14 protein-coding genes and 1 tRNA gene are annotated in these 17,681 nt (G+C 52.0%); 3 read left to right on the top strand and 12 right to left on the bottom strand.

The window, feature by feature from the left end:
• The first annotated feature begins 3 nt into the window (after positions 1 to 3).
• Together HEN21_RS04405 and HEN21_RS04410 are read left to right on the top strand one after the other, a co-directional pair.
• Complete coding sequence (locus tag HEN21_RS04405) at positions 4 to 882, top strand: U32 family peptidase (protein WP_001298329.1); 879 nt, start codon at positions 4 to 6, stop codon at positions 880 to 882.
• A gap of 80 nt (positions 883 to 962) precedes the next feature.
• Positions 963 to 1,970, top strand: coding sequence for a luciferase-like monooxygenase (locus HEN21_RS04410; RefSeq protein ID WP_105285373.1), 1,008 nt, complete (start codon positions 963 to 965; stop codon positions 1,968 to 1,970).
• 72 nt (positions 1,971 to 2,042) lie between these two features.
• Here the strand turns inward: HEN21_RS04410 and mtr are convergent, their stop codons facing one another.
• The 12 genes from mtr to HEN21_RS04470 form a co-directional block, all read right to left on the bottom strand.
• A complete protein-coding gene (gene mtr / locus HEN21_RS04415; RefSeq protein ID WP_000224360.1) occupies positions 2,043 to 3,287 on the bottom strand; it encodes a tryptophan permease in 1,245 nt (414 codons plus the stop codon).
• Positions 3,288 to 3,440: 153 nt separating this feature from the next.
• On the bottom strand, positions 3,441 to 5,330 hold the full coding sequence (gene deaD, locus HEN21_RS04420) for an ATP-dependent RNA helicase DeaD (protein ID WP_010350076.1): 1,890 nt from the start codon (positions 5,328 to 5,330) through the stop codon (positions 3,441 to 3,443).
• Positions 5,323 to 5,403: a protein YrbN gene (gene yrbN, locus HEN21_RS04425; protein WP_010723222.1), complete on the bottom strand. Its 81-nt coding sequence runs from the start codon at positions 5,401 to 5,403 to the stop codon at positions 5,323 to 5,325. Before yrbN ends, deaD begins: the two co-directional genes overlap by 8 nt.
• Before the next feature lie 106 nt (positions 5,404 to 5,509).
• On the bottom strand, positions 5,510 to 6,394 hold the full coding sequence (gene nlpI / locus HEN21_RS04430) for a lipoprotein NlpI (RefSeq protein WP_000802080.1): 885 nt from the start codon (positions 6,392 to 6,394) through the stop codon (positions 5,510 to 5,512).
• Between the two features lie 108 nt (positions 6,395 to 6,502).
• Positions 6,503 to 8,638, bottom strand: a complete 2,136-nt coding sequence (gene pnp, locus HEN21_RS04435) for a polyribonucleotide nucleotidyltransferase (protein ID WP_000933927.1) — start codon at positions 8,636 to 8,638, stop codon at positions 6,503 to 6,505.
• A 246-nt stretch (positions 8,639 to 8,884) separates the two neighbouring features.
• A complete protein-coding gene (rpsO, locus tag HEN21_RS04440; RefSeq protein ID WP_000059470.1) occupies positions 8,885 to 9,154 on the bottom strand; it encodes a 30S ribosomal protein S15 in 270 nt (89 codons plus the stop codon).
• 148 nt (positions 9,155 to 9,302) lie between these two features.
• Positions 9,303 to 10,247: a tRNA pseudouridine(55) synthase TruB gene (gene truB, locus HEN21_RS04445; RefSeq protein ID WP_016159710.1), complete on the bottom strand. Its 945-nt coding sequence runs from the start codon at positions 10,245 to 10,247 to the stop codon at positions 9,303 to 9,305.
• Positions 10,247 to 10,648 (bottom strand): 30S ribosome-binding factor RbfA, encoded by a 402-nt coding sequence (gene rbfA, locus HEN21_RS04450; protein ID WP_001040205.1) that lies wholly within the window; start codon positions 10,646 to 10,648, stop codon positions 10,247 to 10,249. Before rbfA ends, truB begins: the two co-directional genes overlap by 1 nt.
• A gap of 162 nt (positions 10,649 to 10,810) precedes the next feature.
• Positions 10,811 to 13,483, bottom strand: coding sequence for a translation initiation factor IF-2 (gene infB, locus HEN21_RS04455; RefSeq protein ID WP_000133059.1), 2,673 nt, complete (start codon positions 13,481 to 13,483; stop codon positions 10,811 to 10,813).
• A 24-nt stretch (positions 13,484 to 13,507) separates the two neighbouring features.
• Positions 13,508 to 14,995 carry a transcription termination factor NusA gene (gene nusA, locus HEN21_RS04460; RefSeq protein WP_001031044.1) on the bottom strand — a complete coding sequence of 496 codons (1,488 nt, stop codon included), beginning with the start codon at positions 14,993 to 14,995 and terminating at the stop codon, positions 13,508 to 13,510.
• A gap of 27 nt (positions 14,996 to 15,022) precedes the next feature.
• Complete coding sequence (gene rimP / locus HEN21_RS04465; protein WP_001300397.1) at positions 15,023 to 15,475, bottom strand: ribosome maturation factor RimP; 453 nt, start codon at positions 15,473 to 15,475, stop codon at positions 15,023 to 15,025.
• A 206-nt stretch (positions 15,476 to 15,681) separates the two neighbouring features.
• Positions 15,682 to 15,758: transfer RNA gene (locus HEN21_RS04470), tRNA-Met, on the bottom strand.
• Positions 15,759 to 16,105: 347 nt separating this feature from the next.
• On the opposite strand from HEN21_RS04470, the gene argG reads away from it, so the two are divergent.
• The gene (gene argG, locus HEN21_RS04475; protein WP_000207676.1) at positions 16,106 to 17,449 is read left to right on the top strand and encodes an argininosuccinate synthase; all 1,344 of its coding nucleotides are present in this window, start codon (positions 16,106 to 16,108) and stop codon (positions 17,447 to 17,449) included.
• Positions 17,450 to 17,681 lie beyond the last annotated feature (232 nt).

Here is a 17,681-nt window from a genome sequence, read left to right on the forward strand (position 1 = left end):
GCAATGAAATATTCCTTAGGGCCAGTGCTGTGGTACTGGCCAAAAGAGACGCTGGAAGAATTTTATCAGCAGGCCGCCGCCAGCAGCGCCGATGTTATTTATCTCGGTGAAGCCGTGTGCAGCAAGCGTCGGGCAACCAAAGTTGGCGACTGGCTGGAGATGGCAAAATCGCTCGCCGGTAGCGGCAAGCAGATTGTGCTCTCCACACTGGCGCTGGTTCAGGCATCCTCTGAACTTGGCGAACTGAAACGCTATGTTGAGAATGGCGAATTTCTGATTGAAGCCAGCGATCTCGGCGTGGTGAATATGTGCGCTGAACGCAAACTGCCGTTCGTCGCCGGGCACGCGCTGAACTGCTACAACGCAGTGACGCTGAAAATATTACTCAAACAGGGCATGATGCGCTGGTGTATGCCGGTGGAACTTTCCCGCGACTGGCTGGTGAATCTGCTCAATCAGTGCGATGAGCTGGGCATTCGCAACCAGTTTGAAGTGGAAGTCTTGAGCTACGGTCATCTGCCGCTGGCCTATTCCGCCCGCTGCTTTACCGCGCGTTCGGAAGACCGCCCGAAAGATGAGTGTGAAACCTGCTGCATCAAGTATCCGAACGGGCGCAACGTGCTGTCGCAAGAGAATCAGCAAGTGTTTGTACTCAACGGTATTCAGACTATGAGCGGCTACGTGTACAACCTAGGTAACGAGCTGGCATCCATGCAGGGGCTGGTCGATGTGGTTCGCCTGTCACCGCAGGGTACTGACACTTTCGCTATGCTCGACGCCTTCCGCGCCAATGAAAATGGCGCTGCGCCACTGCCGTTGACGGCAAACAGCGATTGTAACGGCTACTGGCGACGGCTGGCAGGACTGGAGTTGCAAGCGTAAGTAAATAGCTCACTTTGTTAACAACTTTAACTACTCTTTAATGCAGTATTAAAGATTAATCGGTAACAAAGTGAGCTGTTATGACTGATAAAACTATTCCTTTTTCGCTACTCGATCTGGCTCCCATCCCCGAAGGTTCTTCAGCACGAGAAGCGTTCTCCCACTCTCTCGACCTCGCCCGTCTGGCTGAAAAGCGCGGCTATCATCGCTACTGGCTGGCGGAACACCACAATATGACCGGCATTGCCAGTGCTGCCACATCGGTGTTAATTGGCTATCTGGCGGCGAACACCACCACGCTGCATCTGGGTTCCGGCGGCGTGATGTTACCTAACCACTCACCGTTGGTGATTGCCGAACAGTTTGGCACGCTCAATACGCTCTATCCGGGGCGAATCGATTTAGGGCTGGGTCGTGCACCGGGTAGCGATCAACGGACAATGATGGCGCTACGTCGACATATGAGCGGTGATATTGATAATTTCCCCCGTGATGTTGCAGAGCTGGTGGACTGGTTTGACGCCCGCGATCCAAATCCGCATGTGCGCCCGGTGCCTGGCTATGGCGAGAAAATCCCGGTGTGGTTGTTAGGCTCCAGCCTTTACAGCGCACAACTGGCGGCGCAGCTTGGTCTGCCGTTTGCGTTTGCCTCACACTTCGCGCCGGATATGTTGTTCCAGGCGCTACATCTTTATCGCAGCAACTTCAAACCGTCGGCACGGCTGGAGAAACCATACGCGATGGTGTGCATCAATATTATCGCCGCCGACAGCAACCGCGACGCCGAATTCCTGTTTACCTCGATGCAGCAAGCCTTCGTGAAGCTGCGCCGTGGCGAAACCGGGCAACTGCCGCCGCCGATTGAAAATATGGATCAGTTCTGGTCACCGTCCGAGCAGTATGGCGTGCAGCAGGCGCTGAGTATGTCGTTGGTAGGTGATAAAGCGAAAGTGCGTCATGGCTTGCAGTCAATCCTGCGCGAAACCGACGCCGATGAGATTATGGTTAACGGACAGATTTTTGACCACCAGGCGCGGCTGCATTCGTTTGAGCTGGCGATGGATGTGAAGGAAGAGTTGTTGGGGTAAGTGCATTTTCCGCGCCGGGCAGTCCCCTCTCCCTGTGGGAGAGGGTTAGGGTGAGGGCATCAGACCTCACCCTTACTGATATACCGGCAGCAAATTAAAGCTCGATAAAATATGGATCAGTGCATTGCCAATGCCAAACACCAGAATCAGGACAATCATCGGCTTGCCGCCCCAGACGCGGAATTTCGGGCTACCGAAGCGTTTACGCGATGCGCGAGCCAGCAGCGCCGGAACAATTGCCGCCCAGATGGTAGCCGCTAAGCCAGCATAACCAATGGCATACAGGAATCCGTTCGGGAACAGCAGGCCACCAACAACAGGCGGTGCAAAGGTCAACAGTGCCGTTTTAAAGCGACCCAGAGCCGAGTCGTCGAAACCAAACAGATCTGCCAGATAATCGAACAGACCAAGCGTTACGCCGAGGAACGAACTCGCTACCGCAAAGTTTGAGAACACTACCAGCAGCAGATCCAGACTACGACTGTTCAGCACACCGCTTAACGCCTGTACCAGCACGTCAATATTGCCGCCCTTCTCGGCGATGCCGATAAACTCCGGACGCGGGATGTTACCCATCGTCGCCAGCAACCAGATGGTATACAGCGCCAGCGCCATCAGCGTACCGTACACCAGACATTTGACGATAGTTTTCGGGTCCTTGCCATAATATTTCATCAGGCTCGGCACGTTACCGTGATAACCAAACGATGCCAGGCAGAACGGCAGCGTCATCAGCAGATACGGCGCATAAGACGCATTGCTTTCGGCGACGTTGAGCAATGTCGCAGGCTGTACATGCCCCAGCAGGCTGCCGAAAGTGAGGAAAAAGGTAATGACCTTCGCCCCCAGCACAATCGCCGTCATTCGGCTGACGGCTTTAGTGCTCAACCACACCACAAACGCCACCAACAGTGCAAAACCAAAACCCGCCGCCCGTGCCGGGACATTTAGCGACATCTCTGCGAAGGTGTGATGCAAAATCGAACCGCTGGCAGAGATATAAGCGTAAGTCAGGATATAGAGCACAAAGGCAATGGAAATGCCATTGACCACGTTCCAGCCTTTGCCCAGCAAGTCTTTGGTGATGGTGTCAAAGCTCGAACCGATTCGATAATTCAGGTTAGCTTCCAGAATCATCAAACCGGAATGCAACATACAAAACCAGGTGAAGATTAGCGCCGCCATTGACCAGAAGAACCACGCACCGGACATGACCACAGGCAGAGAAAACATTCCTGCGCCAATAATGGTGCCGCCGATAATCACCACGCCGCCAAGTAGCGACGGTGACGTTTGGGTGGTGGTTAGTGTTGCCATAAGGGCTTCTCTCCAGTGAAAAATAGTGCGACTGCGTTGTTATGTGTTGCACTGTACCAGTACGCGAGTACAAAAGACAGAAAAAAAGCCCCGATTGTTAAAATCGGGGCTGTATATATTATTTTACAGATTGTGTTCGATGGTCAGCGTGTATTACGCATCACCACCGAAACGACGACGACCGGTAGAGTCATCACGACGCGGTGCGCGGCCTTCACGACGTTCGCCGCTAAAACGACGACCATCACCACGACCACCTTCACGGCGTTCACCGCTGAAGTTACGACCGCCTTCACGACGCTCGCCACCGACACCACGACCACCGCCACGACGCTCACCGCCAGTATGCGGCTGTGCATCGCCCAGCAACTGCATGTTCATCGGTTTGTTGAGAATGCGAGTGCGCGTAAAGTGTTGCAGCACTTCACCCGGCATACCTTTCGGCAGTTCGATGGTGGAGTGAGAAGCAAACAGCTTGATGTTACCAATGTAACGGCTGCTGATGTCGCCTTCGTTAGCAATCGCGCCAACGATATGACGAACTTCAACGCCATCATCACGACCCACTTCAATGCGGTACAGCTGCATGTCGCCAACATCACGACGTTCACGACGCGGACGATCTTCACGGTCGCCACGCGGGCCACGGTCGTTACGATCGCGCGGACCACGGTCATCACGGTCACGGAATTCACGTTTCGGACGCATCGGCGCATCTGGCGGAACAATCAGAGTACGTTCACCCTGTGCCATTTTCAGCAGTGCGGCTGCCAGAGTTTCGAGATCCAGTTCTTCACCTTCTGCGGTCGGCTGAATTTTGCTCAGCAGTGCACGGTATTGATCCAGATCGCTGCTTTCCAGCTGCTGCTGTACTTTAGCGGCAAATTTTTCCAGACGGCGTTTGCCCAGCAGTTCTGCGTTCGGCAGTTCTACTTCTGGAATGGTCAGCTTCATAGTACGTTCAATGTTGCGCAGCAGACGACGCTCGCGGTTCTCAACGAACAGCAGCGCGCGGCCAGCACGACCCGCACGACCGGTACGACCGATACGGTGAACGTAAGACTCAGAATCCATCGGGATATCGTAGTTAACTACCAGGCTGATACGCTCAACGTCCAGGCCACGAGCCGCAACGTCGGTTGCAATCAGGATATCCAGACGACCATCTTTCAGGCGTTCCAGAGTCTGCTCACGCAGCGCCTGGTTCATGTCACCGTTCAGCGCGGCGCTATTGTAGCCGTTACGCTCAAGGGCTTCAGCCACTTCCAGAGTCGCGTTTTTGGTACGAACGAAGATAATCGCCGCATCAAAATCTTCTGCTTCCAGGAAACGTACCAGTGCTTCGTTTTTACGCATACCCCAGACAGTCCAGTAGCTCTGGCTGATGTCAGGACGGGTAGTCACGCTGGACTGAATGCGCACTTCCTGCGGCTCTTTCATAAAGCGGCGGGTAATGCGACGAATCGCTTCCGGCATGGTGGCAGAGAACAGAGCGGTCTGATGACCTTCCGGGATCTGCGCCATAATGGTTTCAACATCTTCGATGAAGCCCATGCGCAGCATTTCGTCAGCTTCATCCAGAACCAGACCGCTCAGTTTAGAGAGATCCAGAGTGCCACGTTTCAGGTGGTCAAGCAGACGGCCCGGAGTACCGACAACGATCTGCGGCCCCTGACGCAGGGCGCGTAATTGCACGTCATAACGCTGGCCGCCGTACAGGGCAACTACGTTTACGCCGCGCATGTGTTTAGAGAAATCCGTCATTGCTTCAGCAACCTGTACCGCCAGTTCGCGGGTCGGTGCCAGCACCAGAATCTGTGGTGCTTTCAGCTCAGGATCAAGATTCTGCAGCAGAGGTAAAGAGAATGCTGCAGTTTTTCCGCTCCCCGTCTGGGCCATACCCAGTACGTCGCGGCCATTCAGCAGATGTGGAATACACTCTGCCTGAATTGGAGATGGTTTTTCGTAACCCAGATCGTTAAGGGCTTCAAGGATAGGAGCCTTCAGGCCCAGATCTGCAAAAGTGGTTTCGAATTCAGCCATGTAGTACGTGTGCCTCAAAATTAATGGCGGCCAGTCTACATAACTCATCATGAAATTGATCAGCAATTTTCATTGAAAAGTGTGAACCGGCTCAAAGTAGGTGTATTAACGAACAACAACGCCCTCACCCGTTAAGGTGATGGCAATCAAATAAGATTACGGGCTGATGTGTACGTCAGCTATTGCTGGTCCGATTCTGCCAGGTCATCTTGGTCCTGGCCCAGGAGCGATAATTCCAACAATGCGTATCGGTGCTCAACAAAGTTATGAACGTTGTTGGCAACCGCCAGTTTGAACAGTGCCGTGGCGCTGTCCAAATCCCCCAGACTTAGGTAGTACTTACCTAAATAGAAGTTGGTTTCACTGAGATGCTCAGCGAGCGAGGTGTTATCCGTTGCGTCCGCCTTGAGCCTTTCCATTAACGTTTGTTCGCTAATGTTGCCCAGGTAGAACTCGACAATGTTCCATCCCCACTGCTCCTTGTCCGATTTTTCGAAGTGCTGTTTCAACACTTCTTTAGCCTGCTTCTCATCGAGCTTCTGCTCGGCGAGATAAAGCCACAGACTACGGAAAGGATCATTGGGATCGTCTTGATAAAACGCCAGCAGATCATCTTGCGCTAACTTGTCACGACCGCCGTAATATAATGCGATCCCGCGATTCAAGTGCGCGTAGTTGTAAGTTGGATCAAGCTCAAGTACAGAATCAAACGCTTCATAGGCAGCATCAAAATTGCCTGCCTGCGTTAAATATATGCCTAAGTAATTGAATACTTCAGGCATATCCGGTCGGATTGCCAGCGCCTGCGAAAAATCGTTACGCGCTAATGCCCTCAGACCGAGACTATCATACAACACTCCGCGCTCATATAAAAGCTGTGCGCGTTCGTCATCGGTTAAAGCCCGACTGGCAAGGATCTGTTCCATACGTGCCAGAATCACTTCCTGCTGTAAAGTCGGTTGCAATGGTACTGCGAGGACTTCACTTTTACGCCAGGAAGTATTACTGCATCCTGCAAGCGTAAGTGCTGTCGCAACGAAACACCAGCGCAAAAAAGGCTTCATTTCCCACTCCCGAAGACCACGGTTGAATGAACGTCCTGTTCCCGGTTGCTAACAAGGCGTCCTGCCTGGTTAAAAGCCCCCCGCCGCAGCGGAGGGCAAATGGCAACCTTACTCGCCCTGTTCAGCAGCCGGAGCTTCCGGTGCCGCAGCAGGTTGAGACTGCTCAGTCGCTTCTTTAATGCTCAGACGGATACGGCCCTGGCGATCAACTTCCAGAACTTTCACCGGTACTTCCTGACCCATCTGCAGGTAATCGGTCACTTTCTCAACGCGTTTGTCAGCGATTTGAGAGATGTGTACCAGACCTTCTTTACCGCCGCCGATGGCAACAAATGCGCCAAAGTCAACGATACGGGTCACTTTACCATTGTAGACGCGGCCCACTTCGATTTCCGCCGTGATCTCTTCGATACGACGAATGGCGTGTTTTGCTTTCTCGCCGTCGGTCGCTGCGATCTTCACAGTACCGTCATCTTCGATTTCGATGGTGGTGCCGGTTTCTTCGGTCAGGGCTCGGATAACAGAACCGCCTTTACCGATAACGTCTTTGATCTTGTCCGGGTTGATCTTGATGGTATGGATACGCGGAGCGAACTCAGAGATATCACCGCGCGGCGCGTTGATCGCCTGTTCCATTACGCCAAGGATATGTAAACGCGCACCTTTAGCCTGGTTCAGCGCAACCTGCATGATCTCTTTGGTGATACCTTCAATTTTGATATCCATCTGCAGTGCAGAGATACCGTCACGGGAACCCGCAACTTTGAAGTCCATATCGCCCAGATGGTCTTCGTCACCCAGAATGTCAGACAGTACAACGTAGTTGTCGCCTTCTTTCACCAGACCCATTGCGATACCCGCAACGGCGGCTTTAATCGGCACACCTGCGTCCATCAGCGCCAGAGAAGCGCCGCACACGGAAGCCATAGAAGAGGAACCGTTGGATTCGGTGATTTCAGATACAACACGTACGGTGTACGGGAATTTGTCCATATCCGGCATTACTGCCAGCACGCCGCGCTTCGCCAGACGACCGTGACCAATTTCACGACGCTTCGGAGAACCGACCATGCCAGTTTCGCCTACGGAGTACGGAGGGAAGTTGTAGTGGAACAGGAAGGTGTCAGTACGTTCGCCCATCAGTTCATCAAGAACCTGCGCGTCACGTGCAGTACCCAACGTTGCGGTAACCAGCGCCTGAGTTTCACCACGGGTGAACAGCGCAGAACCGTGAGTACGCGGCAGCACGCCAGTACGGACATCAAGACCACGGATCATATCTTTTTCACGGCCGTCGATACGCGGTTCGCCTGCCAGTACGCGGCTACGAACAACGTTTTTCTCGATAGCGTGCAGAATTTCACCCAGTTCGTTTTCGTCCAGGGTTTCGTCTTCAGCAAGCAGCGTCGCGATGGTTTCAGATTTGATCACGTCAACCTGTGCATAACGCTCTTGTTTGTCGGTGATGCGGTAAGCATCGCTCAGACGAGCTTCAGCCAGTGCAGCAACGCGTGCGTTCAGCTCTTCGTTTACCGGCTCCGGCTGCCAGTCCCAACGCGGTTTACCGGCTTCTTTCACCAGTTCATTGATGTTCTGAATAACAACCTGCTGTTGTTCATGACCGAACACCACTGCGCCCAGCATCTGGTCTTCGCTCAGCAGTTCAGCTTCAGATTCAACCATCAGTACAGCGGCTTCAGTACCCGCAACAACCAGATCCAGTTTGCTTTCTTTCAGTTCGTCCTGGGTCGGGTTCAGTACGTACTGATCATTGATGTAACCCACACGGGCAGCACCAATCGGACCATTGAACGGAATACCAGACAGAGACAGTGCTGCAGAAGCGCCAATCATCGCGACGATATCCGGGTTAACCTGCGGGTTAACAGAAACTACGGTGGCGATAACCTGAACTTCGTTGACGAAGCCTTCCGGGAACAGCGGGCGAATCGGGCGGTCAATCAGACGCGCGATCAGGGTTTCGCCTTCGCTTGGGCGGCCTTCACGACGGAAGAAGCTACCCGGGATACGACCAGCAGCGTAGGTACGCTCCTGATAGTTAACGGTCAGTGGGAAGAAGTCCTGACCTGGTTTGGCTTTTTTCTGGCCAACAACGGTAACAAATACCGCAGTGTCATCCATGCTAACCATAACAGCGGCAGTGGCTTGACGCGCCATCATGCCTGTTTCCAGAGTTACGGTGTGTTGGCCGTACTGGAATTTACGAACGATCGGATTAAGCAATGTAATATCCTTTCTCTTTCTTAGACAGCACCTTAACGGCACTGGTGTTAATACCCGATCTTCTGCGCATCCTCGCGACTAATGACAACCCTAACCCAGCCTGATGTGGGTAAAGCCTCTCATTAGCCGCGCGAACCTCTGCAACGGAAGATCATTCATAGCAACAATACATTAGTTTCCAGTGAATTGCTGCCGTTAGCTTGAAAAAAGGGGCCACTCAGGCCCCTTTTCTGAAACTCGCAAGAATTAGCGACGCAGACCCAGGCGCTCGATGAGCTGGGTGTAACGTGCTACATCTTTACGTTTCAGGTAGTCGAGCAGTTTACGACGCTGAGAAACCATGCGCAGCAGACCACGACGGCTGTGGTGATCTTTTTTGTGCTCTGCAAAGTGACCCTGCAGGTGGTTGATCTGTGCAGTCAGCAGTGCTACCTGAACTTCGGTAGAACCGGTGTCGTTTTCACCACGACCAAACTCAGAAACGATTTTAGCTGTTGCTTCAGTACTTAGAGACATTTTAAAACTCCAAAGTATATAGAATGAAAGGACGCCGATCTCTAATTCAGCGATCCCAGTGTACGTTACGTAAAGTGTTAAACAATTTACGTGACGTTAAGCGGCAGTATTCTACTCGTAGCGACCTGTTATCGCAAGACGGTTAACATTACGCCGGGTATTCAACCACCAGCCGACGAGGCGCGACGCGGCCTTCATCGTCAATTTCGCCCATACCGATAAACTTGCCGTTCTCACCTTCTGTAACACGAACCAGTCCTTCCAGCGGCGCACCAGATGTACGAACCGGGTTACCATTTTTGAAGTAAACAGAAGACGTTAACGGAAGATTCACCACCGGATAGTCCGAAGCTGGACTGTCCATTGGCATCAGTAATGGATCAAGTAACTCCGCAGCCGGAATATCCTGCTGTTCAGCTTGCTCAACCAGTTCACGCAGATGTTCCAGGGTCACCATCCGTTCGACTGGATATTTACTTACTGTCAGACGGCGCAGGTAAATAACATGCGCGCCACAGCCAAGTTTTTCACCCAGGTCGTCAATGATGGTGCGGATATAGGTGCCTTTTGAGCAATGAATTTCCAGCTCCAGCTCATTGCCTTCATGACGAATAAACAGCAATTCATAAACGGTAATCGGACGCGCTTCGCGTGGGACTTCAATGCCCTGACGCGCGTACTCGTACAGTTTTTTGCCCTGATATTTCAGCGCCGAATACATCGAAGGGATCTGTTCGATATCGCCACGGAAAGTATCCAGTGCTGCCGCCAGTTGCTCTGCACTAAAGGTTACCGGACGCTCCTCAACGATTTGTCCGTCAGCGTCGGAAGTATCGGTACGCTGCCCAAGACGCGCAATCACCCGATAGCGTTTGTCGGAGTCCAGCAGATACTGGGAAAACTTCGTCGCTTCCCCGAGGCAAATCGGTAACATGCCGGTCGCCAGCGGGTCCAGCGCGCCGGTGTGTCCGGCACGGTTGGCGTTATAAATGCGTTTCACTTTTTGCAGCGCATCGTTGCTGGACATGCCCTGCGGTTTATCCAGCAACAAAACGCCGTTAATGTCGCGACCGCGACGACGAGGACGACTCATTAGTCCTCCTTGCTGTCGTCCGGGTTAACACGACGTTCTTCGTCATGTTTGACCACGCTGGTCACCAGGTTTGACATACGCATCCCTTCAACCAATGAGTTGTCGTAGAAGAAGGTCAGTTCCGGGACGATACGCAGACGCATCGCTTTGCCCAGCAGGCTGCGGATGAAACCAGAGGCTTCCTGCAACGCTTTGATGCCCGCTTTTACCGCATCTTCATCTTTGTCGTTGAGGAAAGTGACATACACTTTGGCATACGCCAGGTCACGAGACATTTCGACACCGGAAACGGTGGTCATCATGCCCAGACGAGGATCTTTAATTTCGCGTTGCAGGATGAGAGCGATCTCTTTTTGCATTTCCTGCGCTACGCGCTGCGGGCGACCAAATTCTTTCGCCATAATAAATTCTCCTGACAAAAAAGGGGCCATAAGCCCCTTTTTAAAATTAATTTCAGGTGGAAGGGCTGTTCACGTAGGCCTGATAAGACGCGCCAGCGTCGCATCAGGCAACGGCTGCCGGATGTGGCGCAAACGCCTTATCCGGCCTACACCCAATCAGCCTTAGGCAATCGTACGCTGAATCTCGATGATTTCGAATACTTCGATCACATCGCCAGTGCGGACGTCGTTGTAGTTCTTAACGCCGATACCACATTCCATACCGTTACGGACTTCGTTAACGTCATCTTTGAAGCGGCGCAGGGACTCCAGCTCGCCTTCGTAGATAACCACGTTGTCGCGCAGAACGCGGATCGGGTTGTGACGTTTAACCACACCTTCGGTAACCATACAGCCTGCGATGGCGCCGAATTTCGGTGATTTGAACACGTCACGCACTTCTGCCAGACCGATGATCTGTTGTTTCAGTTCCGGAGACAGCATACCGCTCATCGCCGCTTTAACTTCATCAATCAGGTTATAGATGACGGAGTAGTAACGCAGATCCAGGCTTTCAGCCTCAATCACTTTACGCGCAGAGGCATCAGCACGAACGTTGAAGCCAACCAGAATCGCGTTGGATGCAGCGGCCAGGGTCGCGTCGGTTTCGGTGATACCACCTACGCCAGAACCGATGATCTTCACTTTAACTTCGTCAGTAGACAGTTTCAGCAAGGAATCGGAAATCGCTTCCACAGAACCCTGAACGTCAGCCTTCAGTACGATGTTCACTTCATGAACTTCGCCTTCGGTCATGTTGGCGAACATGTTCTCGAGTTTAGATTTCTGCTGACGCGCCAGTTTAACTTCACGGAATTTACCCTGACGGTACAGTGCAACTTCACGTGCTTTTTTCTCGTCACGAACAACGGTCACTTCGTCACCCGCAGCCGGAACACCGGACAGACCAAGGATTTCCACCGGAATGGACGGACCTGCTTCCAGCACTTCCTGACCCAGTTCGTTACGCATTGCACGAACACGACCGTATTCGAAGCCACACAGAACGATGTCGCCCTTGTGCAGAGTACCTTCACGTACCAGTACAGTTGCAACCGGACCACGACCTTTATCGAGGAAGGATTCGATTACCGCACCGCTCGCCATCCCGTTACGCACAGCTTTCAGTTCCAGGACTTCAGCCTGCAGCAGGATCGCATCCAGCAGTTCGTCGATACCTGTACCTGCTTTTGCAGATACGTGTACGAACTGGCTTTCACCGCCCCACTCTTCCGGCAGAATGCCGTACTGGGACAGTTCGTTCTTAACGCGATCCGGATCGGCTTCTGGCTTATCGATTTTGTTCACAGCAACCACAACCGGCACACCCGCCGCTTTCGCGTGCTGGATTGCTTCAATGGTCTGTGGCATTACGCCGTCATCTGCAGCGACAACCAGAACTACGATATCCGTTGCCTGCGCACCACGTGCACGCATTGAAGTAAACGCGGCGTGCCCCGGGGTGTCCAGGAAGGTGATCATGCCGTTTTCAGTTTCAACGTGGTATGCACCGATGTGCTGGGTAATGCCGCCTGCTTCGCCAGAAGCCACTTTCGTTGAACGAATGTAGTCCAGCAGAGAAGTTTTACCGTGGTCAACGTGACCCATGATGGTCACGACCGGTGCACGCGGTTCAGCCGCAGCGCCAGTATCACGGTCGCTCATTACCGCTTCTTCCAGTTCGTTTTCACGACGCAGGATAACTTTGTGGCCCATCTCTTCGGCAACCAGCTGTGCGGTTTCCTGGTCGATGACCTGGTTGATGGTTGCCATTGCACCCAGTTTCATCATCGCTTTGATGACCTGAGAGCCTTTAACCGCCATCTTGTTAGCCAGTTCGCCAACGGTGATGGTTTCACCGATCACCACGTCACGGTTAACGGCCTGAGCTGGCTTCTGGAAGCCCTGCTGCAGTGAAGAACCTTTGCGTTTTCCGCCTTTACCGCCACGAACCGCTGCACGCGCTTCTTCACGATCGGCTTTAGATTCTGAATGTTTGTTGCCTTTTTTCGGACGCGCTGCTTTCGCGTTACGACCACGGCCACGACCGCCTTCGACTTCACGATCGCTTTCGTCTTCTGCCTGGCGAGCATGTTGAGAGGTTGTAACGTGATAATCGCTGGAATCTTCGGTCGGTTCCGCGCTATCAGTCCATTTGTTTTCTTCCGCCATACGACGTGCTTCTTCAGCAACGCGACGTGCTTCTTCTTCGAGTTTACGACGCGCTTCTTCTTCAGCTTTACGCTTGAGCTCTGCAGCTTCCTGCTCACGGCGGGCTTTTTCAGCCTGGGCGTTTTTAGTCATATCGTCTTGTTGATTGCTCACTTTGTCTTTTTCCGCAGCTTCACGTTTCGCTTGTTCAGCGGCTTCACGTTTAGCTTGTTCTGCGGCCTCACGTTCAGCTTTTTGTTGCGCCTCGCGTTTGGCCAATTCTTCTGCCTCACGACGGGCTTGCTCTTCCGCTTCACGCTGCGCTTGCTCTTCCGCTGCAAGGCGTTCAGCCTCTTGCGGATCGCGTTTCACAAAGGTGCGTTTCTTGCGGACTTCGATTTGTACCGATTTGCTTTTTCCACCGGTACCAGGAATGTTAAGGGTGCTACGTGTTTTACGTTGCAGCGTTAATTTGTCCGGTCCTGAATTTTTCTGATTCAGGTGGTCAATTAAAGTCTGTTTCTCTTGTGCAGTCACAGAGTCGTCAGCAGACTTCCGGATACCTGCATCAGCAAATTGCTGTACCAGGCGTTCCACGGAGGTCTGTCGCTCTGCGGCCAGCGTTTTAATCGTTACATCTGTCATGCTGTTCCTTCCTGCTACAGTTTATTACGCTTCGTCACCGAACCAGCAAATATTACGGGCAGCCATAATCAGTGCTCCGGCTTTTTCGTCGGTCAACCCTTCGATATCAGCCAGATCATCAATGCCCTGTTCGGCGAGATCTTCCAGCGTACAAACGCCACGGGCGGCCAGTTTGAATGCCAAATCACGATCCATCCCTTCAAGGTTCAGCAGATCGTCAGCCGGTTTGTTATCACCGAGGCTTTCTTCCTGGGCCTGTGCAATGGTGGCCAGTGCATTTTTAGCACGCTCGCGCAGTGCTTCAACAGTCGGCTCATCAAGGCCTTCAATTTCCAACAGCTCTTTCATCGGCACATAGGCCAGTTCTTCCAGCGTCGAGAAGCCTTCTTCTACCAGGACAGTGGCAAAGTCTTCGTCAATGTCGAGATAACGGGTGAAGGTATCGATCGCTGCGTGTGCTTCCGCCTGATGTTTAGCCTGCAGGTCGTCAACGGTCATTACGTTGAGTTCCCAACCACTCAGCTGCGAAGCCAGACGCACGTTCTGACCGTTACGGCCAATTGCTTGCGCCAGATTACCAGCTTCAACGGCGATATCCATGGTGTGTTTATCTTCATCCACCACGATAGAAGCAACGTCTGCCGGTGCCATCGCGTTGATCACGAACTGCGCCGGGTTATCATCCCACAGAACGATATCAATACGCTCGCCGCCAAGCTCGGTGGAAACTGCCTGAACACGGGCACCGCGCATACCGACACAAGCACCTACCGGATCGATACGTTTATCGTTGGTTTTCACCGCGATTTTCGCACGAGAGCCCGGATCGCGAGCTGCAGCTTTAATTTCAATCACTTCTTCGCCGATTTCCGGCACTTCAATGCGGAACAGTTCGATCAGCATTTCCGGCTTGGAACGGGTTACGAACAGCTGCGCGCCACGCGCTTCCGGGCGAACGGAATAAAGTACGCCACGAACGCGGTCGCCAGGGCGGAAGTTTTCACGCGGCAGCATGTCTTCTCGCAGGATGACAGCTTCAGCATTGTTACCCAGATCCAGAGAGATATTATCGCGGTTTACTTTTTTCACCACGCCAGTGATGATTTCACCTTCGTGTTCACGGAACTGATCAACAACCATCGCGCGTTCGGCTTCACGAACTTTCTGCACGATAACCTGTTTTGCCGTCTGGGTCGTAATGCGGTCAAAGGTGACAGACTCAATCTGATCTTCAACGTAATCGCCCAGGTTCAGGCTTTCATCTTCAAAACGCGCAGCTTCAAGGGTGATTTCTTTGGTCGGCTGAGTGACTTCATCAACAATCAGCCAGCGACGGAAGGTGTCAAAATCACCGCTTTTGCGATCGATCTGTACGCGGACGTCGATCTCTTGTTCATATTTTTTCTTGGTTGCTGTAGCCAATGCGCTTTCCAACGCTTCGAAAATTTTCTCGCGAGGCAGCGCCTTTTCATTGGAGACGGCTTCAACTACAGCCAAAATTTCTTTGTTCATCGCGGGGTTTTCACCTCATCCAGACTATTAAAAGTGGGGAACCAGGTTCGCCTTCTGGATATTACTCAGCGCGAACACTTCATCTTTACCTTCGACGGTAACTGTGATCATTTCACCGTCTACCGCTTTGATAACGCCCTGCCATTTACGACGGTTTTGTACCGCCATACGGAGAACCAGAGTCACCTCTTCTCCGACGAAACGGGCGTAGTGTTCAGCCGTGAACAGTGGGCGATCGAGACCCGGTGAGGAGACTTCCAGGTTATAAGCAACGGTGATGGGATCTTCAACATCCAACACGGCACTTACCTGGTGGCTCACATCAGCACAATCATCAACATTGATGCCATCTTCACTATCAATATAGATGCGCAGTGTGGATGTGCGACCGCGAATAAACTCGATGCCAACCAGTTCAAAACCCAGGGCCTCAACTGGCGCAGTAATCATCTCTGTTAATTTTTGCTCTAATGTGGACAAGCCCACCCCCAAGACATAAAAAAAGGGCCTAAAGCCCAGTTATTCTGTAGTCAGATAACAAAAAACCCCGATAAATCGGGGCTTTATATAACTGAACCCTATAACCGCAAATGCGGTCTGGAGCACTTTCCAGAAGGATTTTTTCAAATCCCACTACGAAGGCCGAAGTCTTCACAGTATATTTGAAAAAGGACTCTAAGGGAAAGTGGTTGCGGGAGCCGGATTTGAACCGACGACCTTCGGGTTATGAGCCCGACGAGCTACCAGGCTGCTCCACCCCGCGCCTGAAACGTGGCAAATTCTACTCGTTTTGAGTAAAAAATGCAAATACTGCTGGGATTTGGTGTACCGAGACGGGACGTAAAATCTGTAGTCATTATAGTGATCCACGCCACATTTTGTCAACATTTATTGCTAGTCACGTGAATGGATATCCAGTTCACTTTCATTGATTGAATAATTTCTACCTCACCTTACTTCTCTTAAACGCATTATTTTACAAAAAACGCACTAAACTCTTCCGGTCTCCGATAAAAGATGATTAAATGAAAACTCATTTATTTTGCATAAAAATTCAGTGAGAGCGGAAATCCAGGCTCATCATCAGTTAATCAAGCAGGGTGTTATTTTATGACGACGATTCTCAAGCATCTCCCGGTAGGTCAACGTATTGGCATCGCTTTTTCTGGCGGTCTGGACACCAGTGCCGCACTGCTGTGGATGCGACAAAAGGGAGCTGTCCCTTATGCATATACTGCAAATTTGGGTCAGCCAGACGAAGAGGATTATGATGCGATCCCTCGTCGTGCCATGGAATACGGCGCGGAGAACGCTCGTCTAATCGACTGCCGCAAACAACTGGTGGCCGAAGGCATTGCCGCTATTCAGTGTGGTGCTTTCCATAACACCACTGGCGGCCTGACCTATTTTAACACCACGCCGCTGGGTCGCGCCGTGACTGGCACCATGCTGGTTGCTGCCATGAAAGAAGACGGCGTTAACATCTGGGGTGATGGCAGCACCTATAAAGGAAACGATATCGAACGTTTCTATCGTTACGGCCTGCTGACCAACGCGGAACTGCAAATTTACAAACCGTGGCTTGATACTGACTTTATTGATGAGTTAGGCGGTCGTCATGAAATGTCTGAGTTTATGATTGCCTGCGGTTTCGACTACAAAATGTCCGTCGAGAAAGCCTACTCCACCGACTCCAACATGCTTGGTGCCACGCACGAAGCGAAAGATCTGGAATATCTCAATTCCAGCGTCAAAATCGTCAACCCGATAATGGGTGTGAAATTCTGGGATGAGAGTGTGAAGATCCCGGCAGAAGAAGTCACGGTACGTTTCGAACAGGGTCATCCGGTGGCGCTGAACGGCAAAACCTTTAGCGATGATGTGGAAATGATGCTGGAAGCCAACCGCATCGGCGGTCGTCACGGCCTGGGCATGAGCGACCAGATTGAAAACCGTATCATCGAAGCAAAAAGCCGTGGTATTTACGAGGCTCCGGGGATGGCGCTACTGCATATCGCTTATGAACGTCTGCTGACAGGTATTCACAACGAAGACACCATCGAGCAGTATCACGCGCATGGTCGTCAGTTGGGTCGTCTGTTGTACCAGGGACGTTGGTTCGATTCCCAGGCATTGATGCTACGTGACTCTCTGCAACGCTGGGTTGCCAGCCAGATTACAGGTGAAGTTACCCTGGAGCTGCGTCGCGGGAATGATTACTCCATCCTTAATACCGTCTCTGACAATATGACTTACAAACCAGAACGTCTGACGATGGAAAAAGGTGACTCGGTGTTCTCGCCAGATGATCGTATTGGTCAACTGACCATGCGCAACCTGGATATCACCGATACTCGCGAGAAACTTTTCGGTTATGCCAAAACGGGTCTGCTCTCATCTTCTGCAGCTTCAGGCGTACCGCAGGTTGAGAATCTGGAAAACAAAGGCCAGTAATTCGACGTTAACCCTGCCCATCAAGGGCGGGGTTATCTGGATTTCCTCTGTCAAACCTTTTCTTATAATGCCATGCGCATTATGCAAAGATGAAAGATGAGATAAACAATGAGATTGAAAATAGGGAAGGCGACTCGCAATAAATCTTATAGTCGCCTTCATATGAGTAAAATATTCTCTTTATCGATTTCACCGATGACATTATTACGTCATCCTGTGTCAGGAACCGATC

It is taken from the genome of Escherichia sp. 93.1518, from assembly GCF_013368915.2.
Lineage (GTDB): Bacteria > Pseudomonadota > Gammaproteobacteria > Enterobacterales > Enterobacteriaceae > Escherichia > Escherichia ruysiae.

Bases quoted from the DNA above. Each gene is read 5' to 3' on its own strand.
- argG (WP_000207676.1), top strand. From the start codon at position 16,106: ATGACGACGATTCTCAAGCATCTCCCGGTAGGTCAACGTATTGGCATC.
- nusA (WP_001031044.1), bottom strand. From the start codon at position 14,995: ATGAACAAAGAAATTTTGGCTGTAGTTGAAGCCGTCTCCAATGAAAAG.
- yrbN (WP_010723222.1), bottom strand. From the start codon at position 5,403: ATGAAAATTGCTGATCAATTTCATGATGAGTTATGTAGACTGGCCGCC.
- HEN21_RS04410 (WP_105285373.1), top strand. From the start codon at position 963: ATGACTGATAAAACTATTCCTTTTTCGCTACTCGATCTGGCTCCCATC.
- nlpI (WP_000802080.1), bottom strand. From the start codon at position 6,394: ATGAAGCCTTTTTTGCGCTGGTGTTTCGTTGCGACAGCACTTACGCTT.
- truB (WP_016159710.1), bottom strand. From the start codon at position 10,247: ATGAGTCGTCCTCGTCGTCGCGGTCGCGACATTAACGGCGTTTTGTTG.
- rpsO (WP_000059470.1), bottom strand. From the start codon at position 9,154: ATGTCTCTAAGTACTGAAGCAACAGCTAAAATCGTTTCTGAGTTTGGT.
- deaD (WP_010350076.1), bottom strand. From the start codon at position 5,330: ATGGCTGAATTCGAAACCACTTTTGCAGATCTGGGCCTGAAGGCTCCT.
- rbfA (WP_001040205.1), bottom strand. From the start codon at position 10,648: ATGGCGAAAGAATTTGGTCGCCCGCAGCGCGTAGCGCAGGAAATGCAA.
- mtr (WP_000224360.1), bottom strand. From the start codon at position 3,287: ATGGCAACACTAACCACCACCCAAACGTCACCGTCGCTACTTGGCGGC.
- HEN21_RS04405 (WP_001298329.1), top strand. From the start codon at position 4: ATGAAATATTCCTTAGGGCCAGTGCTGTGGTACTGGCCAAAAGAGACG.
- infB (WP_000133059.1), bottom strand. From the start codon at position 13,483: ATGACAGATGTAACGATTAAAACGCTGGCCGCAGAGCGACAGACCTCC.